Origin of the sequence: Trichocoleus sp. ST-U1, from assembly GCF_039961835.1 — a bacterium.
Taxonomy (GTDB): domain Bacteria; phylum Cyanobacteriota; class Cyanobacteriia; order Cyanobacteriales; family FACHB-T130; genus FACHB-T130.
This window is the reverse complement of record NZ_JAMPJZ010000008.1, coordinates 59,974-84,442: the sequence shown is the minus strand read 5'-3', so window position 1 is coordinate 84,442 and position 24,469 is coordinate 59,974. Positions and strand designations below refer to the sequence as shown.

Annotated in this window: 23 protein-coding genes and 1 pseudogene; 6 read left to right on the top strand and 18 right to left on the bottom strand. The window is 46.4% G+C overall.

The window, feature by feature from the left end; genetic code table 11:
* Positions 1 to 19 precede the first annotated feature (19 nt).
* The 5 genes and pseudogenes from NDA06_RS05220 to NDA06_RS05200 all read right to left on the bottom strand — a co-directional run.
* A pseudogene (locus NDA06_RS05220) lies at positions 20 to 166 on the bottom strand (DUF4351 domain-containing protein); the annotation flags it as partial.
* 69 nt (positions 167 to 235) lie between these two features.
* On the bottom strand, positions 236 to 1,762 hold the full coding sequence (bchB, locus tag NDA06_RS05215; protein WP_190526583.1) for a ferredoxin:protochlorophyllide reductase (ATP-dependent) subunit B: 1,527 nt from the start codon (positions 1,760 to 1,762) through the stop codon (positions 236 to 238).
* 246 nt (positions 1,763 to 2,008) lie between these two features.
* Positions 2,009 to 2,737: a ribonuclease PH gene (gene rph, locus NDA06_RS05210; RefSeq protein ID WP_277878239.1), complete on the bottom strand. Its 729-nt coding sequence runs from the start codon at positions 2,735 to 2,737 to the stop codon at positions 2,009 to 2,011.
* A 148-nt stretch (positions 2,738 to 2,885) separates the two neighbouring features.
* Positions 2,886 to 3,782 carry a 16S rRNA (cytosine(1402)-N(4))-methyltransferase RsmH gene (gene rsmH, locus NDA06_RS05205; protein WP_190984566.1) on the bottom strand — a complete coding sequence of 299 codons (897 nt, stop codon included), beginning with the start codon at positions 3,780 to 3,782 and terminating at the stop codon, positions 2,886 to 2,888.
* A gap of 436 nt (positions 3,783 to 4,218) precedes the next feature.
* Positions 4,219 to 4,881, bottom strand: a complete 663-nt coding sequence (locus NDA06_RS05200; protein ID WP_190984565.1) for a DJ-1/PfpI family protein — start codon at positions 4,879 to 4,881, stop codon at positions 4,219 to 4,221.
* Positions 4,882 to 4,995: 114 nt separating this feature from the next.
* On the opposite strand from NDA06_RS05200, the gene NDA06_RS05195 reads away from it, so the two are divergent.
* The 4 genes from NDA06_RS05195 (at position 4,996) to NDA06_RS05180 (ending at position 8,127) form a co-directional block, all read left to right on the top strand.
* Positions 4,996 to 5,745: a LuxR C-terminal-related transcriptional regulator gene (locus NDA06_RS05195; RefSeq protein ID WP_190984564.1), complete on the top strand. Its 750-nt coding sequence runs from the start codon at positions 4,996 to 4,998 to the stop codon at positions 5,743 to 5,745.
* A 253-nt stretch (positions 5,746 to 5,998) separates the two neighbouring features.
* Positions 5,999 to 7,183, top strand: a complete 1,185-nt coding sequence (locus NDA06_RS05190; protein ID WP_190413521.1) for an NAD(P)H-quinone oxidoreductase subunit H — start codon at positions 5,999 to 6,001, stop codon at positions 7,181 to 7,183.
* A gap of 201 nt (positions 7,184 to 7,384) precedes the next feature.
* Positions 7,385 to 7,825: a cyanase gene (cynS, locus tag NDA06_RS05185; protein WP_190984563.1), complete on the top strand. Its 441-nt coding sequence runs from the start codon at positions 7,385 to 7,387 to the stop codon at positions 7,823 to 7,825.
* 122 nt (positions 7,826 to 7,947) lie between these two features.
* Positions 7,948 to 8,127, top strand: a complete 180-nt coding sequence (locus NDA06_RS05180; protein ID WP_190413517.1) for a PCP reductase family protein — start codon at positions 7,948 to 7,950, stop codon at positions 8,125 to 8,127.
* 207 nt (positions 8,128 to 8,334) lie between these two features.
* Here NDA06_RS05180 and NDA06_RS05175 read toward each other — a convergent pair whose 3' ends face one another.
* The 3 genes from NDA06_RS05175 to NDA06_RS05165 form a co-directional block, all read right to left on the bottom strand.
* Positions 8,335 to 8,904 (bottom strand): hypothetical protein, encoded by a 570-nt coding sequence (locus NDA06_RS05175; protein ID WP_190532993.1) that lies wholly within the window; start codon positions 8,902 to 8,904, stop codon positions 8,335 to 8,337.
* Positions 8,905 to 9,046: 142 nt separating this feature from the next.
* The gene (locus NDA06_RS05170) at positions 9,047 to 9,202 is read right to left on the bottom strand and encodes a hypothetical protein (RefSeq protein WP_206755330.1); all 156 of its coding nucleotides are present in this window, start codon (positions 9,200 to 9,202) and stop codon (positions 9,047 to 9,049) included.
* A gap of 94 nt (positions 9,203 to 9,296) precedes the next feature.
* A complete protein-coding gene (locus NDA06_RS05165; protein ID WP_190984562.1) occupies positions 9,297 to 12,128 on the bottom strand; it encodes an NACHT domain-containing protein in 2,832 nt (943 codons plus the stop codon).
* 149 nt (positions 12,129 to 12,277) lie between these two features.
* On the opposite strand from NDA06_RS05165, the gene NDA06_RS05160 reads away from it, so the two are divergent.
* On the top strand, positions 12,278 to 12,535 hold the full coding sequence (locus tag NDA06_RS05160) for a hypothetical protein (RefSeq protein ID WP_190984561.1): 258 nt from the start codon (positions 12,278 to 12,280) through the stop codon (positions 12,533 to 12,535).
* Between the two features lie 183 nt (positions 12,536 to 12,718).
* Here the strand turns inward: NDA06_RS05160 and NDA06_RS05155 are convergent, their stop codons facing one another.
* From NDA06_RS05155 to NDA06_RS05110, 10 genes are all read right to left on the bottom strand, one after another.
* Positions 12,719 to 14,038, bottom strand: coding sequence for a 3-isopropylmalate dehydratase large subunit (locus NDA06_RS05155; protein ID WP_190435726.1), 1,320 nt, complete (start codon positions 14,036 to 14,038; stop codon positions 12,719 to 12,721).
* Between the two features lie 452 nt (positions 14,039 to 14,490).
* Positions 14,491 to 14,802, bottom strand: coding sequence for an NADH-quinone oxidoreductase subunit NuoK (gene nuoK / locus NDA06_RS05150; RefSeq protein ID WP_190413505.1), 312 nt, complete (start codon positions 14,800 to 14,802; stop codon positions 14,491 to 14,493).
* Between the two features lie 15 nt (positions 14,803 to 14,817).
* Positions 14,818 to 15,450, bottom strand: coding sequence for an NADH-quinone oxidoreductase subunit J (locus NDA06_RS05145; protein ID WP_190413503.1), 633 nt, complete (start codon positions 15,448 to 15,450; stop codon positions 14,818 to 14,820).
* Between the two features lie 93 nt (positions 15,451 to 15,543).
* Positions 15,544 to 16,128, bottom strand: a complete 585-nt coding sequence (gene ndhI, locus NDA06_RS05140) for an NAD(P)H-quinone oxidoreductase subunit I (RefSeq protein WP_190435723.1) — start codon at positions 16,126 to 16,128, stop codon at positions 15,544 to 15,546.
* Positions 16,129 to 16,223: 95 nt separating this feature from the next.
* On the bottom strand, positions 16,224 to 17,342 hold the full coding sequence (nuoH, locus tag NDA06_RS05135) for an NADH-quinone oxidoreductase subunit NuoH (protein ID WP_190430307.1): 1,119 nt from the start codon (positions 17,340 to 17,342) through the stop codon (positions 16,224 to 16,226).
* A 240-nt stretch (positions 17,343 to 17,582) separates the two neighbouring features.
* A complete protein-coding gene (locus NDA06_RS05130; protein WP_199292304.1) occupies positions 17,583 to 17,708 on the bottom strand; it encodes a DUF4351 domain-containing protein in 126 nt (41 codons plus the stop codon).
* A gap of 170 nt (positions 17,709 to 17,878) precedes the next feature.
* Positions 17,879 to 19,015, bottom strand: a complete 1,137-nt coding sequence (locus NDA06_RS05125; protein WP_190413495.1) for a citrate synthase — start codon at positions 19,013 to 19,015, stop codon at positions 17,879 to 17,881.
* Between the two features lie 94 nt (positions 19,016 to 19,109).
* Entirely contained in the window at positions 19,110 to 19,601 is a 492-nt protein-coding gene (sixA, locus tag NDA06_RS05120; protein ID WP_190984560.1) for a phosphohistidine phosphatase SixA, read from the bottom strand.
* Between the two features lie 57 nt (positions 19,602 to 19,658).
* Complete coding sequence (locus tag NDA06_RS05115; protein ID WP_190413491.1) at positions 19,659 to 20,951, bottom strand: bifunctional oligoribonuclease/PAP phosphatase NrnA; 1,293 nt, start codon at positions 20,949 to 20,951, stop codon at positions 19,659 to 19,661.
* Positions 20,952 to 21,416: 465 nt separating this feature from the next.
* Complete coding sequence (locus tag NDA06_RS05110; RefSeq protein WP_190413489.1) at positions 21,417 to 21,914, bottom strand: HNH endonuclease; 498 nt, start codon at positions 21,912 to 21,914, stop codon at positions 21,417 to 21,419.
* Between the two features lie 892 nt (positions 21,915 to 22,806).
* Between NDA06_RS05110 and NDA06_RS05105 the strand changes: the two genes are divergently transcribed.
* Positions 22,807 to 24,165, top strand: a complete 1,359-nt coding sequence (locus NDA06_RS05105; protein ID WP_190413487.1) for a hypothetical protein — start codon at positions 22,807 to 22,809, stop codon at positions 24,163 to 24,165.
* The last annotated feature ends 304 nt before the right edge of the window (positions 24,166 to 24,469 follow it).

Below are 24,469 nucleotides of genomic sequence, written 5' to 3'. Positions count from 1 at the left end.
AGTAAAGGGGCGATCGCTCTCAAAATCCAAAACGTTTAGCTTGATGCTGTGCTAGGCAAGTCGCTAGCTCGATTTCATCCGAAAAGTCTAATAAAGTTTCGCTTAATTCATCGAGAGCAGTTGCGGATAAGCTGTTGATTATTGATTGTAAATCGGGGGCGATCGCTCCTGATTTTTGAGACTAGCAGCCAGCTTTTAGGGCTGACTGCTAAATGGTTAACGACTAACTGCTGAATTATGCACCGACTGCTTCTTTAGCTGCATACATCACTTCTAAAGTGATGACGTTGAAACCGCGATCGCGTGCAAATTTCTCAGTGTTGCGCTTCACTTTACCGCGCACAAAACCGGGAACTTTGTTGAGTTCTGCTTGCGCTTCTTTGTTCCAACCGAGGTCAGAATCAGCAGAAATTCCCTTAGTAATTACTTCTTTGGTGTCGTGTCCGCCGAAGATTTCTAACAGGTGATCTTCCATTCCCAAAGTGAAGGAATTGTAGATCAAATCTGTAATTTGGTTCGTACCTTCGTAACCGCAGAATGGCTTGTAACCGATGGGGAAATTCTGAACGTGAATCGGTGCTGCAATCACGCCGCAGGGAATATTTAGACGCTTACCGACGTGACGTTCCATTTGGGTACCGAAGATGGCAGAAGGTTCCACACGAGCGATCGCATCCCCAATTTGACCGTGGTCTTCGGTGACGATCACTTCATCGCAGTATTCGCCTACCTGCTCTTTGAACCACTCAGCATCGTACTTGCAGTATGTTCCCGCCCAAACAACGTGAATCCCCATTTCTCTTGACAAAATTTTCGTGATGGCGGCGGCGTGGGTGCTGTCACCAAACACCACAGCTTTCTTCCCTGTCAAGTTTTGGCAGTCAATTGAACGGGAGAACCAAGCGGCTTGAGAAACGTGCAAAGTTTGCTCGTTGATGTAGTCTTCGTAGTTAACATCTGCGCCTTGAGCATTAATGATTTCCTGAATTTTGCGGATGCAACGTGCAGTTTCCACCACACCCATCGGCGTAATGTCTACAAAAGGCATCCCAAATTCTTTCTCCAGATACTGAGCTGCCATTGGCCCGATTTCGCGGTAAGGAACCAGGTTAAACCAAGCCTTTGGCAAATTCTTGAGGTTGTGAACTGATGCGCCTTCGGGAATTACTTCGTTGACTTGAATCCCCAAGTCAGCCATCAACCGCTTCAACTCGGTGCAGTCGTGGTGATTGTGAAATCCGAGGCTGGAAATTCCGAGAATGTTAACCGAGGGCTTTTCAGTTTTCCCTTCGGGTAAATCGCCTTTTTTCCGGGCTTTCTCGATGTAAAGCTGGACAATTTGCCGCAGGGTAATGTCGGCTGCTTGCAGTTCATTGACGCGGTAGTGGTTCACGTCCGCCAGCATTACGTCTGACTTGGTTTCTATGGAAGCTCGTTCTACGAAGTTTTCCAGGTCTTCTTGGAGAATGCTGCTGGTACAGGTAGGAGTTAAAACAATTAGGTCTGGATGTTCCTCAACGTCTTTGCGGGTGATATTGTCCACCACCTTTTCTTGGGAACCACGCGCCAAAACGTTCCGGTCAACGGAACTGATGGTAACTGGGGTGAAGTTGCGATCGCGCTCTAGCATCGAGCGCATGACGTTAAAGTAGTCATCGCCAATTGGCGCGTGCATAATGGCGTGGACGTTCTTAAAGGAACTGGAGACCCGCAGAGTACCAATGTGCGCGGGACCTGCATACATCCAGTAAGCCAATTTCATAGAGTTCTCCCTTCGTGCTGATGACTATCTATCTATCTGGAATGAGCTGAAACAGTTGATTTCAAAGGCTAATTGTCTCAGATTGTCTCAAACATCCACCAACCCCGATCTCATGAGCGGTTAGGGTTCTGGTGAACTGCAAAAGTGCCTGGAATGCCCTTCATCTATATAATCCAGGCTGGTATAAGAGCGATCGCACTCTCGTCGATCTGAAACGATTCTTAATTTTTAGGGATATTCCTTTATTTAATGGGTCGAGGAACTCAATGCTTTGCGCTGTGCATCTAGCAATTCTTGAATCCCCTGTTCGGCTAAATCCAATATTTGATTGAGCTGAGTCCGATTAAAGGTGCCTTCCTCAGCCGTTCCTTGAACTTCAATGATGTTCAGTTGGTCGTCCATCACCACGTTGAAATCTACCTCAGCCGCCACATCCTCAACGTAGTTCAAATCTAAAACTGGCTCTCCCTGCAACAGTCCTACCGAAACTGCGGCAATTTGATGGCGAATTGGCGATCGCGTCAACTCTCCCTGCTCTATCAGCTTTTCTATTGCGTCTGCAAGCGCTACAAACCCGCCGAAAATCGATGTTGTGCGGGTTCCGGCATCCGCTTGTAAAACATCGGCATCTATCGTTATCGTGCGTTCTCCGAGTGCCTCTAAATCTAGCGACGCCCGCAAGCTGCGCCCAATCAATCGCTGAATCTCTTGAGTACGTCCAGACAGCTTCATAAATTCCCGTGCTTGGCGTTGGGGTGTCGCACCCGGTAGCATCCGATATTCAGCCGTTAGCCACCCTTTGCCGGTGCCTTCTAAAAACTTGGGGACACCTTTTTGAATCGTCGCACTACAGAGAACATGAGTGTCGCCGCAGCTCGTTAGAACCGAACCCGCTGCAAATCGGGTGAACATTCGTTCAAACCGAACCGGACGTAGTTGGTAAAATTGCCGACCATCAGGACGCAGCCAAGACATCGCACTTGCCTCAAAATTCTTGATTAGGATACAGCACTTACCAGTCAATTTAAGTTAATTAATCTGTTGAACTTTAACAATCTACGATGATTTATTTAGGAACGACTCACTGCTATAGCTTTCGGCTAAGGCGGCGAGTCGTTTGCTATCATTTTCGTTCTGCTATTCGCAGTTTAGCGGAGCGAGAGCGAGGATTATTTTCCAGTTCATCGTCTTGCGGTGTAATCGGTTTTTTGGTTAACACCTGCAATATCGACGATTCTCTAAAACCATGCTTTACCAAGCGATCTTCTAAACTGTGAAAACTGATGATGCCAATCCTACCGCCTGGTTTGAGCCAGTTGGGTGCTTGATTCAGGAAGGTTTCTAGAGACTTTAACTCATCGTTGACGACAATTCGCAGCGCTTGAAATACCCGTGTGGCAGGGTGAATTCTGCCGTAGCGGTACTGACGGGGAACGCTATACGCGATCGCCTCTGCTAACTCGGTTGTTGTCTGAAACGGACGTTTTTCCACAATTGCTCTAGCAATTCGCCGCGACAGCCGCTCTTCCCCGTATTTAAAGAAAATATCCGCCAGTTCCGCTTCTTTCCAGTGATTAATGACTTCTGCGGCGGTCAGCGATTGCTGCTGATTCATTCGCATATCTAAGTCAGCTTGGTGGCGAAAACTAAAGCCTCGCTCTGGAACATCGAACTGAGCAGAACTCACGCCTAAATCCGCAATAATTCCGTCAAATATTACACCATTCGGTTGATATTTGGTGAAATTGCCATGCCAAAATTGGATGCGTTCCCTAAAATCGTGCAATTGGGTTTTAGCCGCAGCGATCGCTTGTTCATCCTGGTCAATCGCCGTCACCCGAACATCCGGTGCCGCTTCCAGAATTAACCGACTGTGTCCGCCACCCCCCACCGTCGCATCCAGGTAGTGTCCCCCCGGACGGATTTCCAACCCGGCAATTAACTCCCGACTCAGTACCGACAGATGAAAAAATGCCGGTGCTTCCGTCTGATTGGTCAAACTCTTGTCAATTTCATCCATCAAAAAAACTTAGCGACGATAAATAGGCGCACCCTCTATTTTGCCTATAATTTTTCCGATTTTCTGGTTATACCCATGCTTATCGTTACAGGAGCAGGACATAAGCTTGAGCTGGAAGCTGGATTTCCGAGACCAGTTTATTCAGAGTGGAAATTTATCGCCGTTGCTAATTGTCGAGCGCTCTTGCCTTGCTTTCAATAGTAGCTGGTAGTGATTTTGGGCACGCTTTTGGTAAACGTTTGCCGCCTGGATTTGCCCTTGTTTGAGAAAAGCGCCAATTAACTCGCACCCTGAAAGGAGCTGGTCTGCATTGATAGCGATCGCCTTCTCAATTGAATACCTGAGTCATCAAGCTCTTGTTGAAGACGATCGAAGTCGCAGAAAAACCAGCCTGTACCGCTGTCAATTTCCGAATTGGCTAGTTATGTCAAGCTGTCTATTCTACTTGTAAACCCAATGTCCCCATCGCGTATGACGTCGCCTTGTTCGCTAAATCAGGCCCCGCTTTTTCGGGTGAACCGGCATCGAAGGGCGGGGCTGGATCGTACTCCATCAAGAGTTGAGCGATCTTGGCGGCTTCCTCACCACAAAGCGCTTTAGCAACCACAAGACCAAAATCAATGCCTGCTGTCACCCCTCCCCCCGTCATGCGATTACGGTCAATCACGACTCGCTCTGTCCCGACTTCAACCCCCAACGCGGCTAGGTGTTCCCGCATCATCCAGTGAGTCGCCGCTCGATAGCCTTGCAGCAGTCCTGCCTTCGCCAAAAACATAGAGCCGCCACACACAGAGGTAATAAACTTTGCGGTGCTTCCTTGCCGACGCAGAAATCCAAGGATCTCTGGATCGTCTATGATTGCCATCTGTTTTAAGCCGCCGCCGACACAGAGGACGTCCAAGGGCGGGCAATGGTCAAAGGTGGTATCCGGCAAAATCACCATGCCGTCATCGGTTTCGATCGGGTCTAACGTTTTCCAGATTCGATGAATCTGGACATTGGGAAGCGCACTAAAAACTTGCTGGGGTCCCACAATATCCAGTGCGGTCATGCCGGGATAGATGACCAAACCAATAATCTGCTTTTGTGAGTCCGTCATACATCAATCCTTCTAATCGCGCTTGCAATGAAATCTATCCTTATACTAGGGATGGCAAACCACTGCGCCTAGTCCTCGACCGAGTACTCTTTAAGGCATAACACCCAATCCAAGATGATTTCCTTGCAGCTTTTATTTGAAGCCATTAGTCAGGTAAAAGAGGAACAAGACCTGCGATCGCAACTCGTGCCAAAAATTGGTGAGTACTTTGCTGCTAAGCGTTCGGGAATTTTTTTCTTCGACCAGCTTTTAGGCGACCGCAAGTTTCAAAAAGTGCTGAATGTTGTCTTATCCATTGAACATAATCCTGTGGCGCGTTACCTAGCAGAGCGCCATACGCCTGTCCATGAAGGATTAGTGACATCCCCAAAAGCCTGGGCAATCATTTGTCCTCGTCCCGATCATTGGCACGTGATGGCAGGACCAATTATCGATCGGGGTCAATTAATCGGCTCAGTGGGTTGCACCCGTGACAAATCAATGCCTGCCTTTGATGCCCAAGATATCGCTGATTTGAGTGCCATTTGTTTACACCTATCAGTTTGGATCGCCAGCGTGCGATTCGCGCCAAGCACAGTTAAAGACCCGATTTTGGAACCTCAGCACCAACCCTTAAAGACCCATCGCTTAACGTCTCGTGAGTTGGAAATTGCCAACTTGGTAGCGCTGGGTCGAACCAACACAGAAATCGGAACTGAACTTTGGATTACCGAGAATTCTGTCAAGCAGGCTTTGAAGCGAATGTTCCGTAAGCTTGAGGTTTCGTCTCGTACAGAAATGGTTGCACAGCTTTTTGCGACACAACACGCTTTTCCAAGTGCAAAGCCATCTCCATCTAACTTGGCGCTGAACGCTCACCAGTAACCTTTGACGGCGTTGCCTAAATCATGACGATTTCAGCAACACCGGATTCCCTACGTTGTGCCAAAATTCTCCTTGGTTAAATGCAGCTAGATTTCCGACGTATCCTGCGGACAAAGCTCCATATAATTAAGGAAGCGAAACAAAAATCAACACTCAGTAGTAAACAGACAGTGCCAGTCGGAGTGATTTTGGCGTGTTTACGAAATTTCAGGTGCGGCTGCCCAAATCGGCTTCAAGGAGAGATGGCTGAACTATGGCAAAGATAGAAACTAGAACAGAACCGATGGTGCTGAACATGGGTCCGCACCATCCCTCCATGCACGGAGTGCTGCGACTCATCGTTACCCTGGATGGGGAAGATGTCGTGGATTGCGAACCCGTGATCGGCTACCTGCATCGCGGTATGGAAAAAATTGCCGAAAACCGCACCAACATCATGTACGTCCCCTACGTCAGCCGGTGGGACTATGCAGCGGGAATGTTTAACGAGGCTGTCACCGTTAATGCGCCGGAAAAACTAGCCGGTATCTCAGTTCCCAAACGCGCCAGCTACATCCGCGTCATCATGCTGGAATTGAACCGTATCGCCAATCACCTGCTGTGGTTGGGACCATTTTTGGCTGATACGGGCGCTCAGACTCCCTTCTTTTATATCTTCCGCGAACGGGAGATGATTTATGACCTGTGGGAAGCCGCCACTGGTTATCGGATGGTGAATAACAACTACTTCCGTATTGGGGGAGTTGCTGTTGATTTGCCTTACGGGTGGGTTGACAAGTGCTTAGACTTTTGCGACTACTTCCTGCCAAAAGTTGACGAATACGAGCGCTTGATTACAGACAACCCCATCTTCCGCCGTCGCGTGGAAGGCGTGGGCACCATCAGCCGCGAAGAAGCGATCAACTGGGGACTTTCTGGCCCTATGTTGCGGGGTTCTGGCGTCAAGTGGGACTTGCGGAAAGTTGACCACTACGAATGTTACGACGACTTCGACTGGCAAGTGCATACGGAAACTGGCGGTGATTGTTTTGCCCGTTACTTGGTGCGGATTCGGGAGATGCGCGAATCTGTCAAGATTATTTACCAAGCTATCAAAGCACTTCCCGGTGGTCCTTACGAGAACTTGGAAGCCAAGCGTATGGCAGAAGGGCCAAAATCCGAATGGAATGGCTTTGACTACCAGTACATTGGTAAGAAAATCGCTCCCACTTTTAAGATTCCCAAGGGCGAACATTACGTCCGTGTCGAGAGTGGGAAAGGTGAGCTAGGAATCTATATTATTGGCGATGATAATGTTTTCCCTTGGCGTTGGAAGATTCGTGCAGCCGATTTCAACAACCTGCAAATCCTCCCGAGTCTTCTCAAGGGTGTAAAACTCGCTGATATTGTGGTGATTTTGGGTAGCATCGATATCATCATGGGTTCTGTAGACCGCTAAAAAAGCGAAAGGTAAAAGGCAGAATTAGGGTAGGAAATGCCTGCCTAAAACGTCTGAAACTTAAAAAGTAGTAGCGGATAGGTAGCGAATGTAACTGAATCGATTGTCGGTTAAAGGAGATAGTTTAACTGTTTCTCAAACTGGGCAAATATTCATTACAGTCGTTACATTTCGTTGCTACTTTTTTGTTGAGGTTTGTTAATGACTATTCCTGAAATTACTCAAATACTTTTAGCTGCTAAAAAAGAAAAAGGGCTAAGTTTTGCTGATTTAGAAAAGGTTGTTGGACGCGACGAAGTCTGGATTGCGGCAGTAATTTATCGTCAAGCAAGTGCTTCTGAAGACGAGGCAAGTAAGCTAATCTTCGCCTTAGGAGTTGACCCGATATATGCTAAAGAACTAACAGAATGCCCGTTAAAAGGATTGGGGCCAGTCGTTCCTACTGACCCCCTGATTTATCGCTTTTATGAAATTATGCAAGTGTATGGAATGCCGCTAAAAAGCGTCATTCACGATAAGTTTGGGGACGGGATTATGAGCGCGATTGACTTTACGTTGGATGTAGAGAAAGAAGAAGATCCCAAAGGCGATCGCGTAAAAATTATTATGTCGGGCAAGTTCCTCTCCTACAAAAAGTGGTAGCTCGTTGGTAGGGTTGGGAAAGGCGATCGCATCATCAGCGCGATCGCCTTCTTGATGAGACGCTGGCAAGCGTGATCGCTTCCCTGTTAAACTCCTGTTTTAAGGATTTTTTGGAGAGAACTGTGGCGAACCAACCCAATGCCGTAGAGTGGACACCCGAAGCTGAAGCCAAGTTGAAAGAAATTCCCTTTTTTGTCCGTCCCGCCGCTCGGAAAAAGATCGAAAAATTTGCACAAGAAGCAGGGCAAAAAATAATAACAGTGGAAGTTTATCAGCAAGCTAAACAACAGTTTGGGCAGTAGCAGAATTCGCCCGGAAGTTTAAGGGCGATCGTATTTTCGGTTGAGAGCGCGATCGCGTTTTGTCTTAGTTTTGCCTCAAGTATCGCAGTCGTAAATGATTCGTGAAGGCGAGATCCCCGACTTCGAGAGAGAAGCCGGGGATCTGAAGAGCCGAAACGCAACTCAAATAGGATTGCTATATCAGACGACACACACCCAGTTGAACGTTTAAAACCCGCTATAGTTGATCGTTGGATTGGGTGTAGTTGAAAATCCTGTGTTCGGCAAGCTGGTGGTGCCAGGAGTCGTGATTAACCCGCCAGAATTGCTTGTACTGGGAGTGATGGGATAGCTACTCGGCAAGCTGGTGGTGCCGGGAGTCGTGATTAACCCGCCAGAATTGCTTGTACTGGGAGTGGTGGGATAGCTACTCGGCAAGCTGGTGGTGCCGGGAGCCGTTATCGTCCCATCTGGCAAGGTTGTATTACCCAAGGGGGCGGGAGACTGATTTGGTTGGGTTGTAGCATCCGGCTGGGTTGTATAGACTCCGAACATGGTTGTCGGATCGGCGGTCGTTGTAGACTGTTTTGCCTTGGTCTTTTTGGGTGAAGAACGCCTAGTCGTGCCAGTCTCCTCAGAAGCAGTTTCCTTGAGAGTAGAGTTTTGATTGAGTTGGGACATGACTGGAATACTGACCAAATAACAGATTCCAAGAAATCCAGCGATGCCAACAAAACCTTTGACTAAATTCTGCCCCGCCGATGACTTTTCTGATTTTGATCTTGTTCGTGGATTCATGGGTGCTTCCTAAATTGAGTAGAGTACCCGCATGGTGAACAAACCTCTCACAACCCCGTAAATATACCTATCGGCTCCCCCTACACTTTAAGGAGTCTCCAAGGAGAAGTGCTATAAAATCAGAGCTATCTTTATCAATCCTTTAAATAAATCGGTTATTCTCGCCCGATCGTAAAGCTTCTGTGAAGTGCCTGTGAAGCGATCGCAGCACGTAAAAAGCCGGGAAATTTATTTCCGGCTTAAAGCTAAAGTAAGCTAAAGCTTTCTGGTTAGCCGCTGGTTGACAGACAAAATTCAAGAAGCAAAACTTGCAAGACTCTCCAAAACTCTCGAAACCCAATCTACAGGGAAAGATTTGTCAATCAGATAGCGATCGCATCCTCAACGCTACTCTACTCGCAACCTTTACTCCAATTCTTTAGTTTCTCTGTAGCGAACTCGCGCACTTTCTGGTCTGGGTCATTGAGAGAGCGATCGCGCAACAGTAGTATAGTTTGGGGATGGCTGGGATATTGCTCAATGATTCCCTCAAGTGCGTATTGCCGAGGGTTACGATTTGAGGGATGGTCGCGCTCAAAGGGGTCATTGACAGCGCGATCGCACAAAAATTCAAACACACCAGGCGTATCCTTCCAACCCTTTGCTAACTCTTGGACTGCTATTCGTCTAACACTCCAACTGCCAGCTGCTTGAACACAAGTTTTAAGAATAGGTAAGGTATCAGGGTCGTTTTTCCAATTCTTTGCTAACTCTTGTACTGCTACAACTTGTACACCCCAGTCGTCAGATGCTTGAGCATAGGTTTTAAGAATAGGTAAAGTATCAGGGTCGTTTTTCCAACCTTTAGCTATTTCCTCCAATGCTGCCTGCCGCTCATACCCAGTTTTATCCGATTGGACACAAGTTTTGAGCCACAATAATGTATTAGGGTCATCTTTCCAAACTGTTGCAATCTCTGCGACAGCCTGGGTGCGAATTCTCTTGATTAGTTTGTACTTTTCTTCATTCAGCTTGTACTCCTCTTGACTTGAGGCTCGTTCTTTATCTCCGTATTTTGCTAAGCCTTTCAAGTGATTGAGTAAATTCGTAGAAGTTATTACAATTAAAGCTCTATTTCTCACATCTGAAAAACACTTAGCTGCCAGAAATAGATTTATAAATTTTTGCGCTTCGCCATTTTGAGCCATCAGATAGTCAATAATTTCACCGGCAAAGCTCGTATCAATCATCCCCGCAATCAGCCGCAGCACTTCATGCCAAGACTCATCCTGCCAGTGCTTGCCAAAAACTTCTGTTTTGAGTTCTTCAAGCGTCAAACCCCCTCCAATCCCCCGTTTCCCAAACCGCTCAACAAACTCACAAGCACAGAAGTATTCTAAAAATGTCCTATGCACAAACGCATAGGAATCAGCACCCAGGAAACACAAAATAAAATTGCGACTCCGCAGTTGTTCAATCAGCAATCTGGCAACAGTTCTTGGCTGATTGACTTCTGTGCTTTTCAAAAAGCTAGTTAGAATCTTTTCTAAATCATCCCCGCTAATTAGATTACCAGCTAAACCGTTATCAGATGCTTGCATAAAGTAGGCAACCTGACGTAAGATTGCCTGCTTGTCTTTATAGTCAATCGTTACCGAATCTACCCTCGGATTTTCTAGCAGTTTCTGCTCCACATCCCATTGATGCAGCAGCAACCGCGAGGCTTGGTTGTAGAGTTCTGGTCTATCTCTTGGCAATTCTTGATTGCGGTTTAAAATCGCCATCATCGTCAGTAACAGAGGATTGCCCGCCAGCTCTCCAATTGCTGAAGAAGTCTCAATTGCCCTTTGCAGTCGCTCTCGCTTTCTAACTTTATCAGCCTCATCGCTGAACGTTAATTCATGCCATCGTTTGATAAAATTCTCAATTTTGTCTGACTCTAAATCTTGCATCATGAAGTGACAAAACTCAGCATCTCGCAACCGTTGCGGTTTGTAGCCAATAATGCGAGAAGTCACAATTACCCGCACATTTGGATAGTCATTCGTGAAGCGATGGATATCAGTAATAACCTCCTCTCGTTGCACCGGATCGAACACCTCATCCAACCCATCAAACATTACTAAAACCTTGCCAGCTTTTAGCCGTTCGTGCAGTTCATGCTGATTTAGACGACAAATAACACTGCCTTTGTAGAAGAATTCGAGAAAATCTTTGCATTGTCCAGAGTCGCGATTGCGAATATAAGTCCGCAATTCAATCAGCAACGGAATTGGCTGTTCAATAACACTATTGAGAGGCGTTCTTGCCCAATTCAAAGCGATGTATTGCAACAAGGTGGACTTCCCCGAACCCGGATCGCCCAAAATTACAACATAGGGATAAGTTTGAAAGTCATTAACAATATCCAGAACTGAGCGAATTGGCTGTTGATAATAAACCTGTTTATATCGTTCCCACTCCTCCGGGTTAACATCAGCTTCGAGTTGGTTACTCTCTCTCAGTCGTTTTTGATACTCTTTAGGAATCTCGTAAACTTGGGGTAAATATTCCTGGCACTCCCGCACATCTTGTGCTATGAAAACTTGCCATACCTTGAGTTTTTCTCGATAGTCGTAAATACTCGTATCTAAACTATCTAAATTAAGATTGCTGTATCGCTCTTGCAGTCCTTGCTGATACCGCTTCAAGTCAAATTCAGTAGGAATTCCAGCCAATTCTTTAGTATTTTGCTGAATAGCTTCCAGATTTTGAGAGTCAAGTATAGTGCGTAACTCGTCTGATTCGCGGATAATGGCTTTAACTTTTTTAAGATAACGCTTGCCAACTTGTTCCCAATCAAATTCCTGTGGCAAAGATATCAAGTCTAGCTGATACCAAGTTTCAGATAATTTCTTAGTACTTATTGCTTGACAGTCATATTGAAAACCACTTCCTAGTATCTCTTTAACAGATTTATTATTAATAAATTGATTAAATGGTGTGATGTAAGCTTTCAGTTGTTCTTCAGAAAGTTCAGCATCTTCTAATTCCTGCTGCACCAATTGCAAAAATTCCTTCAGAGCTTTACCCGCTGCCTTTTGCAGGGTATCTTTCTGGAATAATCCCGTAAAATCCTTGATGCTGTCCTTGAAAAAATCTTTAACGTAATCGTCTAAAGCTCCTTTGGCTAAAGGAGCCAGAACCTCTGTAAACACAAATCCCGCAACAGTATGAACTCCCCAGACCACTAACCAATCCACCATAATCCTCGTACCTACTGAATTCCGTAGACTACGAGTATAGCGAGTGTGTTGGCGCGATCGCTTTCAGCGTGCGAGTCTCAAAAGAGCGATCGCGACAACCAATTAGTATGGAGTTGATATCAGATAATTTTGATGCCCAGAGGTTTTTTATGAACGAAAGCACCATTAACACGCAAGCGAATATCTCTGCTGAGTCCCCGTTATGGGAAGAACTTGCCGATGAAGCAGCCGCTACTTGCGTCGGAGGAAGTGTCTTGACGGATCTTTTAGGCGAATTGGATAATGCGATCGCATCATCGCCTTTTTCAGAAGAAGGTAGCCAGTTTGTTGAGGAAAATAGCGGGACTATTCAAGACATCTTTCAAGGTTGGATCAATTATATTGACCTGATTAACAGCCTGGGTTGAAGCCTCTAGCACTCTAGCAATTCTCTATGGGATGGAGTACATAGCCCCACCCCTGCCCCTCCTACAAAGGTCGAGCCATTCAATATTGCCCCTCTCCACGAATGTCGAGCCACTCAATATTGCCCCTCTCCGTGAACGGAGAGGGGTTGGGGGTGAGGTTCCGAATTCCCCTCTCCTACGGCTCTACATAAAATCGCGGGGGTCCGTTACATATCCAGTCAACGCCGAAGCCGCAGCCGTATAAGGCGACGCCAGATAAATCCCGGCCTCTTTATTCCCCATCCGTCCGGGGAAATTGCGGTTAGTCGTAGAAACGCAAATTTCCGGCTCGTTCACGCGACCGAAAGTATCCTTGGGACCACCCAAACAAGCCGCGCAGGAAGGTGCCGCAGGCTCAATGCAACCAGCCGCCAAGAAAATCTCAGACAAAGTTTGCCCTTCGTACTTCTGGGTGAATAAGTCTTCGTAGACTTTCTGCGTTGCCGGTACTAAATAAGTAGGAACTTTCACCTGCTGTCCCTTAAGAATGCGGGCAGCGTACATAAAATCTGAGGTTTTGCCGCCAGTGCAGGAACCGATATAAACTCGGTCAATCTTGACATCCCGGCATTCCCGCGCCAAAGCACGATTATCTGGAGAATGGGGCTTTGCGACGACCGGCTCTAACTTAGAGACATCATAATGCCGATCCGAGTAGAAACGAGCATCAGCATCCGTATAAACTGGCTCGAAAAGCTTATCAGTCCGGGCGCGGACGTACTCAAACGTCGTTTCATCCGGGGCGACCGTGCCATTTTTGCCACCCGCCTCAATCGCCATATTACACAGCGTCATCCGGTCTTCCATCGACAGACCGTTAATGGTAGTACCGGCAAATTCCAGCGCCCGATACGTGGCTCCAGCAACCCCAATATCTCCAATGATTTGCAAGATCAGGTCTTTCGCCAACAGGTAATTCGGCATCTCGCCCTCAAAGACAAAGCGCATCGTCGCCGGGACTTTGATCAGCAGCTTGCCGGTGCCCATAATGAAACCAGCGTCCGTGTTGCCAATGCCGGTGGCGAACTGACCAAAAGCGCCCGCGTTACAGGTATGGGAATCGGTACCAAACAGCACTTCCCCAGGACGGGTGTGACCTTCTTGTGCTAGGGCAATGTGACAAACACCTTTGTAATCTGGATTGGCTTTAAAGTCGGCTCGGTCGGTGATGTCGTAGAAATATTTAATGTCTTGCTCTTTGGCAAAGTCGCGCAGAATATCAACGTTGCGGTTAGCGCGTTCGTCGGCAGTAAAAATGTAATGGTCTGGAATCAAAACAATCTTTTCTTTGTCCCAGACTTTGGCATCTGCGCCAAATTCGCGCTTGAATACCCCGATTGTACCGGGGCCACAAACGTCATGGGTCATTAACAAATCAACGTTAACCCAAATATTCTCCGCCGGTTCGACAATAGCCCGACCAGAGGCACGAGCCAAGATTTTTTCGGTGAGAGTCATCCCCATAGCTATTTTCCTCTTCCTTGCAAAGACGCGATCGCTTTTATTTGATAATGCCTATTTTCTCCAGCCCTCTGTCATTCTATAACAATGTATTTCAGACAACTAATACTAAGGATAGATGTGGGCTGGATACCTGAAATGTTTGACTCTCAACCTTGTCCACGATTTAACTACTCAAATTTATCAGGCAAAACTAAAAATAAGGGTTCAACGTTACTGGAGATAAATCTGAAGATAAATATAAATATTAAAACGCTTGTATTGTAGATTCATCAATCTACATTTATATCCCTAAATATTAATCACTGATTTTTCTGACGTTGCGAGTAAGGAATAATGGGTAATTGGTATAGGTAAAAACTTTTCAGTTCTAGAGACGCCATTATCGCGTCTAAATTTTGAATTCAAGAGCTTTCTTCAACTCAAAACACTCATTACCCATTACCCATTAACCATTACCACTTCAACAGATTAAACTGCTCCATGTCCACCGTCTCGCGGTTGCGATAGATCGAAAGCACAATCGCCAAACCCACAGCGGCTTCAGCGGCTGCAACAGTAATCACAAAGACGGAAAAAACCTGACCTTTAATTTCTTGAGGATCGAGGAAATTAGAAAAAGCCATTAAATTCAGGTTTACAGAATTCAGCAGCAATTCAATCGACATCAGCACGCGAACAGCATTACGGCTGGTAATCAAGCCATAGATACCGATGCAGAAGAGGGCAGCGGCTAGCAGTAGAAAATACTGAAGTTCTAGGTGCATGAGTTTTCTTGGTTTCTAGGTGTTGGTATCTGCGGGGAGTTTACCGCTTTCGGAGCCGACCGTCAAAAGTTCGCGAGGACGTTCCGGCAACGTTAACGAGGTTGGTTGAGTTAGCTGAGGTGAAATTTCTTCTGGAATATACTCACGACGTGCCAGAACAATTGCGCCCACCATTGCCATCAACAACAACACAGATGCCAACTCAAAGGGTAGCAAAAAGTCACTGAAGAAATGCAGACCAATCTGCACAATGCTACTTTCAATGGGAGTGGTCAAGACCGCTAAAGTCCAGGGAGTTCTGATCACCATCGTACCCAGAAGCCCAAACAAGCCGATACAGACCAAAGCCGTTGATGCTTGGCGAATCCAGCGATTGCGAATGGGTGCAAAATCTTCCCGCTTGTTTACCAGCATGATGGCAAACAAAATCAGGACGTTAATCGCTCCAACATAAATGAGAACCTGCGCCGCCGCTACAAAGTCTGCATTGAGAAGAAGATACAGCCCAGCGATGCTAACAAAAACTCCACCCAGTAAGAAGGCTGAGTAGACAATATTAGTAAACAGCACCACTCCTAAAGCTGAGCCAATCATCATTAGCGACAGCAGGCCAAACGAAACAATCTGAACGCCTTCAGCTAGATTCATTTTTGTCCTTTGTCAGTAGTCAATCGTTTATTTGTCATTCGTCATTCATCATTAGTTTTTTACAAGTGACTAATGACAAATGACAAATCACTTTTATTTTTCCGTTTGTTCCAGAATTTCCGCTGGAAGCTGACCGGGGCGACGGGAACCTTCTGGCAGGTCGTGCGGGTCCATGACGCCCTTGGGCAGGTAGACAAGTTCGCGCAGCGGCGTCACCATTGGGTCTTGCGTGACTTTGTACGGTAAACGACCCAGTGCCACGTTGTCAAAATTCAATTCGTGACGGTCGTAGGTGCTAAGCTCGTACTCTTCGGTCATTGATAGGCAATTGGTTGGGCAGTATTCCACGCAGTTGCCGCAAAAGATACAAACTCCGAAGTCGATGCTGTAGTGCTTGAGGAGTTTCTTTTTGCTTGCTTTGTCAAACTCCCAATCCACTACTGGCAGGTTGATGGGACAAACCCGCACGCAGACTTCGCAGGAAATGCACTTATCAAATTCAAAGTGAATTCGACCCCGGAAACGCTCGGAAGGAATGAGTTTTTCGTAGGGGTACTGCACGGTAATCGGACGCCGCCGCATATGGTCGAAGGTTACAGACAACCCTTGACCAATATATCGAGCCGCTTGGACGGTTTCTTTGGCGTAATCGCCAACTTGTTTGAGGAACTTAAGCATTGTTCTGTGTCTCTCTCTGATTAGAGAATCGGTTATTGGTGATTGTAGAAAAAGGTAATTTTTCCCACGACTTATTACCGATTACCGATTACCAATTACCCGCCAAAAGCAACGGGAAATGCTAATTTTAGGGCTGCGGTCAGTAGCAGGTTGACTAAAGACACTGGGAGCAGAAACTTCCACCCTAGATCGAGCAGTTGGTCAATGCGAACCCGTGGTACAGTCCAGCGCAGCAGAATCGCTATGAAAACGAGGAAGTAGGCTTTTAGGAGGGTCATGGTGATCCCCAGTGATGCATCAATCACCTGCAACCAGGGACTGGTTTCATTAACTCCTAGCCAGCCGCCTAACATTGAAAGGGGAATCGGAAATTCCCATCCGCCTAGATACAAGATTGCAACTAGCAGGGCAGAGAGGACGAGGTTGACGTAAGAGCCGATATAAAATAGACCGAATTTCATCCCGGCGTATTCGGTCTGATAACCGGCAACCAGTTCTTCTTCTGCTTCTGGCAGGTCAAAAGGGAGTCTTTCGCACTCTGCCAACGCGGCGATCCAAAAGATGAGGAAACCTACGGGTTGCCGCCAGACGTTCCAGCTGAGGACGCCGTAGCCAGATTGCTGTTCTACGATGTCGATGGTGCTAAGACTGTTGGACATCATCGCGATCGCAAGTACGGAAAGCGCTAGGGGAATTTCGTAACTAATCGACTGCGCTGCCGCCCTTAAACCCCCTAGTAGGGAATACTTGTTGTTTGAAGAATAGCCGGACATCAGCAAGCCAATCGGCTGAATGCTGGAGAGGGCAATCCACAAAAAGACGCCCATTCCGACGTTAGAGATTACCAGGTTTTGCCCAAACGGCACAATCAGGAAGGACAAAAACACTGGGATGACGACGATGATTGGGCCTAGCGTGAATAGCAAGCGGTCGGTCTTGGCTGGGACAATATCTTCTTTGAAAACCAGCTTTAGACCATCGGCGACCGGCTGCAAAACACCCAGTGGTCCTGCGAATTCTGGCCCAATTCGCTGCTGAGCCGCAGCAGAAATCTTCCGCTCCAGCCAGACGACCACTAGCACCCCTACGGTAGCACCAATAATCATCAGAAACATCGGCAGCGGCATCCAAATGGCTTTGGCGGCACCTGCTGGGATGCCCAGATCCCTGAGGGATTGGATAAAAGTTCCTTGTAGGTCAATACCTGGGTTCATGTTTCCCGAACGAAGTAATTACTAGGACAATTCGAGACAAGATGTATCGAATCAATCTATCTGTTCTTTTGTGAAGATTTTTTTCAGCTACACAGCCTAGTATATCGTTGGAGCGCATCCAGCCCAGCGCAGCAAATAAGAAATTCTACTTATCCTTAAGTTAAAGTTTTCTGTGGTCAGGAAGAAGGAAGGCGCGATCGCGTGTTTTGGCGTGTGGAAGTGCGATCGCCTGTGTAATTATCACTGATACTGCTCGAACCAGACGGCTAAATCCGTCGGTGCCGTAAAATCCAACAGCGCCTCACCCAACTCCTCTAATTGAGCGATGGGTATCTGTTGAATCCGGCTCTTGCATCTGTTGGTCAACTGAGGCAACTAATCCCTACGAAGGTCAACCAATTAACAGTAAGCTTCCCCATCTACCCCGATTTTCGGAACCAGCGATCGCTCCTCCCGTCTCCGCCACAAAAAAAGCGCGATCGCTTCTCTATACAATTTTTGTCGGAAGCGATCGCGTTTTTTCGGGTTCTAGATGACTATCGTTGTTCTATAGAAATGTAGCCAGCTTCGCGAGAACCTTTATAAATTTGAGTCGGACGATAGATGCGGTTTTCTCCTAACTGTTCCTTCCAGTGAGCCAGCCAACCAGCAACACGAGCGATCGCAAACACGGGTGTAAACAAATCTGTAGGAATGCCCATCTTTCGGTAAACCAGACCCGAATAGAAATCCACGTTTGGATAAATTCCTTTTTCGCCTAATTTTTCCTCAAGTACCCTTTCCAACTCCACAGCAATGTCGTAATACTTATCGTGACCAAATTTCTCAAACAGTTGTTCTGCCAAGTTTTGGAGAATTGTCGCTCGCGGGTCTTTCACTTTGTAGACGCGATGACCGAAGCCCATAATTTTCGCTTTGCGCTGTAAGGCATCCTCTAGCCACGCAGTAACATTTGCCACTGAGCCAATTTCTTCTAACATGGTGATGACTTCTTCATTCGCCCCTCCATGCAATGGCCCTGCCAAAGTTCCCACCGCTGAGGCAACGACTGCGTAGGGGTCGGTCAGGGTTGAAGCCGTCACCCGTGCCGAGAAGGTAGAAGCGTTCATCGTATGTTCTGCATGAAGCGTCAAGCAGACATCGAAAATCCGCGCCGCGAGGGGGTCGGGTTCCCGCTCGTTCAGCATATACAAGAAGTTGGCAGAATAGTCCAAGTCATCGCGAGGGCGCACGGGGTCGTTGCCTTTCCGCATCAGTTGGAACGCTGCCACCATTGTGGGAATTTTTGCTAGGAGGCGCACCACCGCTTCCCGAATGTAAGCAGGGTTATCTAAAGCGCGACGGGAGTAAAACAAACCCAAAGCAGCGGCAGAAGCTTGCAGCGCATCCATTGGATGCCCGGTTTCCGGAAAACACTTCATCATGTCCCGGATGCGATATTTTATCCGCCGATGATAGCGAATTTCACTTTCAAAGGCTTCAAGTTCTTCCTTCGTGGGGAGCGTACCCCAAATTAATAAATACGACGTTTCTAGGAAGGTACTCTTTTCTGCGAGGTCTTCGATGCGAATGCCGCGATATTCTAGTATTCCCTGTTTTCCATCGACATAGCTGATACTGGATTGGGCAGCGGGAATGCCTTCTAAACCTGGTTTATACTCGCAGACAGTCATGTTGCTACGGATTGGGTGAGGGGAACATACTCAAGTTACCTTACCAGAAACCGTTTTTGTAGTCGCTAGTTTTACCAGAATTTCTAAACGGGGATTACAACAGCCACTTGGGTGAGGAAAGCAAAAACATCTGGCTATGACCCACGGCAGACTGGGTTTCTGGAAGGCTTAATCCAATCATGCCTGCTTTTTTCAAAATTAGCGCTTCTTGGGTATCGCCCCACACCAAAATTTCTGCCCAATTTCCCAAGTTAGGTTGATGACCCACCACGGCTAATTGAGATCCACCCGCTCGCCGCCATTCCTCTAACCATCTCAGCCAAGCTTGGATGTCACCCCCAGGAGCTAGGTCGATTGATTCTTCTAGATGGGGACACAAACCGGCGGCGACGAGAATTTTGGCGGTTTGGTGTGCCCTCACTAAGGGACTGGTGAGGATCAGGTCGAAGCGCACACCGATTTCATCCAGTCGTTTTGCTACTTTAGCGGTTTTCTTGCGTCCCTCATGGGTCAGCGATCGCGCTTCATCTTTGACGTCCTCAGATGGCTCGGCGGCGATTCCGTGGCGGATCAAATAAAGTTTCATAGGTTAATTGCTGATGGAAGAATGGAAGAGTCGCAATTTCCATTCTTCCACTCGCTTCTACTCCCCATGAAGCAGATGGTCTTTTGGGTTGACCAACCGAAGCAGCTTTTGCTTGATTTGGGTGTCAAAAACTTCCCATTTCATCTTGGCATACTCAGAATTTTCATTGAAGCCGCCCAAGAACCCCATCGGAATTTCAAAGCCACCCGCGGAAAGTCGTCCGCCGCCAAAAAAGCGTCCTTGATTGTCTTGCCCAAAGGCTTCTTTGATAAACTCGTCGGGGTCGAGAGTCAGCTTGCTGGTTCTCAGGGAGCCAATTACGACTTCCAGTTCTTCGTCTTCGTCGTGGACGATTCCGTAGACGACAGCCGTGTGGACGTTTTCTTCTGTCACGAGAAAGTCTGCCGCTTGGGGGATGGCATCCCGGTCTTCATAGCGAAGATAACCAACACCGGCGATAGAGAAGTTATTTTGGACAGTGCGGTTGGTTAGCGATCGCTCGATTACATCCATCACCCGTTTTGAGCGATACGCCTGCAAGACTGCATTCAGCAGCTGGGCGTCATAAAAACGGCTGAGATACCCCGCAGCTAGAAAATCCTCTTCCTGAGCTTGCATCAGCCGGTTCGTGTCTGACCTCAGACCATGCATCAGTGCTGTCGCACATTTTACGTGTTCGCCAATACCGCTATCCAGCTTGAGCAACCCTCCTTGGAGGTACTGGGTTAAAATCGTCGCCGTGGCTCGTGTAGAAGGGCGAATATCCGTAAATTCAGCATGAAGTTCCGTCTGTATACTGTGATGGTCAATCACCACCGTAATCGGGATTCCTGCCTTTTGTACCCAAGGCAGCAATTGACAGGTAGTGCCCTGGTTATCAATCAGAACACAGCCCTGATACACCGACAAGTCCTTCTCCTTTTCCTTCAGGCACTGGACGCCCAAGCGTTTTGCGGGTAAGCCTGTAAGTTTAACCAGAGCAATATTTTCTTGGTGGCTGAGAGTGCCAGCGTACACAATTTCGCATTGGATGTTGTACTGCTTGGCAATCAGTTGATACGCCCAAGCACCCGAAAGGGCATCCGGGTCGGGAAAATCTTGCAAAATTACCAGATGGCGATCGCCCCGGTGACGCTCTAAAGTCTGTCGTAGCGATTCCACGATTCTTTCCAGTGGGGGTTCGCTAGACCCTCTAGCTGAATAATTACCAGATCCATTCACTGTCTGTGTGGGAGCCGCCTCTGTTAGTTGAATTTCAACCACAGATTCCGAATCTGGCTTGGTGTCTATAGGCTTTGACTCGGCGGCGATTGGAGAACCATTGAGAGGCTTGAGCAAATTAGATCGCATATTATGGATAATGCAGGTGTGCAAAGCTATAAAATTAGTATTCCAGTTGCTGCAACAGTCTCTCTCCTCACGCTTCCTGCCAAGTATTTGACAGATTCAGTCAATCGCCCAAAGGGCAAAAAAAGCGCAGTACAGAAACCCTTGTAAATGCCGCGAAAGCTCGCCTCTTTACTGCGAAAACAGGTTTCCAGAGACGCCGTGATTACGCTTGTCTTGATATAGAGCTACCTATTCATAGATCTTGACAAAAAAACTGGCAAACGACACTCCCCCTGCGGTCGCGTTTTCCAGTCTTGACCTTTTACAGTTGCGCTCTTGCTCTTTCATGGCTACCGATTGGCAATGAGGGGTTAAGGAAGAGTGCAATGTTCCTCAGCCCCCAGTCCTAGGGGCACCACCCGTACTCGCCAGTCTGTTGACTAGCCAAATTTTAAAACCCCCCGCAGTTGATTTAATTGCAGGGGGCTAAAGGCCGATCACATATTTTTTCCACTCCTGATGCGTACCACTTTTGAGGTGTTTCGCAACTTCAAAGTGCAGACTACTGTAAGGCTTGCGAGGCGGCTGCCGCAAAATCATGTTGGCTTCCTTGGGGGTGCGGCTGCCTTTATTGACATTGCAGCGCACGCAAGCGGTGACAATGTTTTCCCAGGTATCGCCGCCGCCACGAGAGCGGGGAATTACATGATCGAGCGTTAAATCGTCCCCGGTATAACCGCAATATTGACAAGAATGACTATCGCGGTGGAGGATATTTCGACGAGTCAGGGGAATTTCCTTATAAGGAACCCGGACATAGTAGCGCAGCCGAATAACCGTCGGGAGTGGAAACTCTGAGTAGACGTATTTGCCGTTGTGTTCAACCCGCTCTGCTTTCCCTTTGATCAACAAGACAGCAGCCCGCCGCCAGCTGGTGATGTTGAGCGGTTCATAAGAGGCGTTTAACACCAGAACCTTGCCCATAGGGTGATTGAGATATTGAGAAGATTTTTCCAGATGGTAACACAGTTAACCCAAACGCTGTCAGGGTCAAGAGATAGAGAGGGAGTAGGAGAGCATTCCTGTTTTCATTCAAACCTCAGACCTCACTCCTCAGCCTGCCGATTTCAGACCTCAACACTGCTATACGACAGCTTCTAACAGTTCTCTTAAGAGAAAACTATAGTTGAATAACACTTAAATTTTGCCTTTGAGTCCCGAAAATGCTTCTTCAACATTCCGTCTTTACATTAACTTTTTCTAATCGTTGCTATAAACGTGACTTATCCTTCAAATTAATTTTTTTTAAAGATAAAAAATCAATTTAAAAATATAAAAACTAATAACTGTATCAATAGATTTTTCAAGCGTTCTCTTATCGCAATCCTAATTTCAGTTGGAAGATGCCAGCCTTTCAGAACTCCGGCTGCTATAGGAAGTCGGGATTTTTTTTGCTTTGACGTTGCATGAAATTAGGCGAGCAATGCCTACCTGCCATACTTTTCGGGCACCCTGTTAAGATAGTACGGTTTCTAGGGGTAAAGAGATTGGTAGTTCTATGGTCATTGCCTTTGACATACTTTGACATAGATGATACCCCGCGCCTTAATCAGATGAAAGAGCATACTACTCAGCATTCACCCGCTTCTTGATGTAGGCTGAGAAGTCCTGTACGGGCGGCAATCATGCTAAAAATCGCGCTGTGTACAAACTTGCTACCCGCATGAATGTGACGTCTGCGTGACAGGCGTCACATTCATGCGGTATCCAGCCTCACTAAGTCATGAGGCGACTATCATACGCTATCAAGGTTTTCAATCACCAAATCCTCTAAAGAAAAAGTTTACATTTAGAATAAAGAATTCTCGATAGCGCAATGCAAGTTCAAGCAACCAGTAAGCACTCAAGAGTTCTTAAGACATCCACACTCAAGGATGTCTTATTAGATACTCATCAGACTGAACCACTTATTAATTCAAACAAGCTGGTGCCGAAGATTCCAGATCCTCAGGAAATAATTTGTCAGTTTTTTTTGGACATTGTTAAACAATGGGCACCAGATTTAGTTCTGTATGAGTTTAAAACTTTATTTATTAATCCAGTCAAGGCGATTGGTTCAGCACATCTACAAGCACTTAAAACAATTGTTGATTCTAAAAACGAAGAAGAATTTAAAAATACATTAAAGCGTTCTTGTTATATTCTTCTCAATAACTGGATATTGGCTCGCCACTACCAAGCCTTAAAAGATTTAATTCAATTAATTTCTAATTCTGCTAACTGTGATAGCATCTCATCTCCAAGTGTAAAATGTCTAAAAGCTTGGCTTGCAGATTTCGTTAATAGCCAAGATTACGAGGAACTTAAGCTATTTGTTTCTAGATATGAAAATCGAGAGCAAGACCATTGGAAGAGCCGTTATACATCTTATTTGTTAGCGCCTCAGTATGTTAATAAGAAAAATTCTGAAGAACAGCGCCAAGCTGCTAAAGGCTTATCAAAGCAGTTGAAAGACCAGTTTAAGTTTGATCTGGCAATGTACACAGCTCATTCTGAGTCTAGGGGATTTAACAATAAGAAAAACCAAAATCCTACGGCTTTGGGCGATCAAGCACTCCGTTTAGTTAAAAAAGTTATCGCTAGACGCGGAATGTTTAGCTATGAAAACATTGCAAATATTTTTTTAAAACAAACCAAAGAATTGAAATACAAGCATTTTAAGCAAGGCTTACTAAAATATTTATTTTATTCGACTGAAAGCCAAGGTCAGGTAGAGACTTTAAAAACTAATTTGTGGAAAATATTAGAATTTATCTATAAAGAGGCTGATGAAGAAGAGATCAATAGCCTTCTGCTGATTAAAACCTGTAAACGGGTAATTGAATGTTTAACGATCAAGAATAATGGCGAACCTTCTTCTCTGTTCGTTTCATTAGCTTCTGAAGGAAAATCGGTTACTCTAGCAATCCTACTGCTGAAGATTATTCTAATTTGTCCTCCCACTCGGACTCATTTAGAAGTTTGTTTGGCTAAATTGATTCAATACTATGAAGAATATTCGCAAGAAGAATGCTCTTGGGTGATTAACTTTTTAGAAGTAATCAGAATTACTTTAACAATTTATACAGAAAATGTTCAATTCGATTTAGTCAATATGGAGGAAGATAGTCTCTCTCCGTCGGGTAGTATTGATGGGAAGGGTTATCGAGTTTTCTCTCGGAAGTATCGGAAGTAACCGGAAACTTGGTAGTGGCTCTAGAGGGCTACCTGTTTAAAGCGGGATGGTGGAACTTACTTCAATACTAATTTTTCCTTGTGATGCTAGCCATCAGAAATCCCAATCCTCTTCACAAGGGAGCAAAAAGAAAATCGTAAGTGTAGCGCCAGTAGAATGAATGGGTATAAGTTGGTAAACCTTTAGAGCTAGAGTTAGTAGACCTGTAAAGCGATCGCATCTACGTAGCGAGTCTCAAAAAATTACTCCACCAGGCTACAAAAAAGGGGCGATTGATGAATCACCCCTACCTGTGTGTTGATTT

Excerpts from the sequence above, each read along its gene's own strand:
- bchB (WP_190526583.1), bottom strand. The coding sequence starts at position 1,762 with ATGAAATTGGCTTACTGGATGTATGCAGGTCCCGCGCACATTGGTACT.
- rph (WP_277878239.1), bottom strand. The coding sequence starts at position 2,737 with ATGTCTTGGCTGCGTCCTGATGGTCGGCAATTTTACCAACTACGTCCG.
- rsmH (WP_190984566.1), bottom strand. The coding sequence starts at position 3,782 with ATGGATGAAATTGACAAGAGTTTGACCAATCAGACGGAAGCACCGGCA.
- NDA06_RS05200 (WP_190984565.1), bottom strand. The coding sequence starts at position 4,881 with ATGACGGACTCACAAAAGCAGATTATTGGTTTGGTCATCTATCCCGGC.
- NDA06_RS05195 (WP_190984564.1), top strand. The coding sequence starts at position 4,996 with ATGATTTCCTTGCAGCTTTTATTTGAAGCCATTAGTCAGGTAAAAGAG.
- NDA06_RS05190 (WP_190413521.1), top strand. The coding sequence starts at position 5,999 with ATGGCAAAGATAGAAACTAGAACAGAACCGATGGTGCTGAACATGGGT.
- cynS (WP_190984563.1), top strand. The coding sequence starts at position 7,385 with ATGACTATTCCTGAAATTACTCAAATACTTTTAGCTGCTAAAAAAGAA.
- NDA06_RS05175 (WP_190532993.1), bottom strand. The coding sequence starts at position 8,904 with ATGAATCCACGAACAAGATCAAAATCAGAAAAGTCATCGGCGGGGCAG.
- NDA06_RS05165 (WP_190984562.1), bottom strand. The coding sequence starts at position 12,128 with ATGGTGGATTGGTTAGTGGTCTGGGGAGTTCATACTGTTGCGGGATTT.
- NDA06_RS05160 (WP_190984561.1), top strand. The coding sequence starts at position 12,278 with ATGAACGAAAGCACCATTAACACGCAAGCGAATATCTCTGCTGAGTCC.
- NDA06_RS05155 (WP_190435726.1), bottom strand. The coding sequence starts at position 14,038 with ATGGGGATGACTCTCACCGAAAAAATCTTGGCTCGTGCCTCTGGTCGG.
- nuoK (WP_190413505.1), bottom strand. The coding sequence starts at position 14,802 with ATGCACCTAGAACTTCAGTATTTTCTACTGCTAGCCGCTGCCCTCTTC.
- NDA06_RS05145 (WP_190413503.1), bottom strand. The coding sequence starts at position 15,450 with ATGAATCTAGCTGAAGGCGTTCAGATTGTTTCGTTTGGCCTGCTGTCG.
- ndhI (WP_190435723.1), bottom strand. The coding sequence starts at position 16,128 with ATGCTTAAGTTCCTCAAACAAGTTGGCGATTACGCCAAAGAAACCGTC.
- nuoH (WP_190430307.1), bottom strand. The coding sequence starts at position 17,342 with ATGAACCCAGGTATTGACCTACAAGGAACTTTTATCCAATCCCTCAGG.
- NDA06_RS05125 (WP_190413495.1), bottom strand. The coding sequence starts at position 19,015 with ATGACTGTCTGCGAGTATAAACCAGGTTTAGAAGGCATTCCCGCTGCC.
- sixA (WP_190984560.1), bottom strand. The coding sequence starts at position 19,601 with ATGAAACTTTATTTGATCCGCCACGGAATCGCCGCCGAGCCATCTGAG.
- NDA06_RS05115 (WP_190413491.1), bottom strand. The coding sequence starts at position 20,951 with ATGCGATCTAATTTGCTCAAGCCTCTCAATGGTTCTCCAATCGCCGCC.
- NDA06_RS05110 (WP_190413489.1), bottom strand. The coding sequence starts at position 21,914 with ATGGGCAAGGTTCTGGTGTTAAACGCCTCTTATGAACCGCTCAACATC.
- NDA06_RS05105 (WP_190413487.1), top strand. The coding sequence starts at position 22,807 with ATGCAAGTTCAAGCAACCAGTAAGCACTCAAGAGTTCTTAAGACATCC.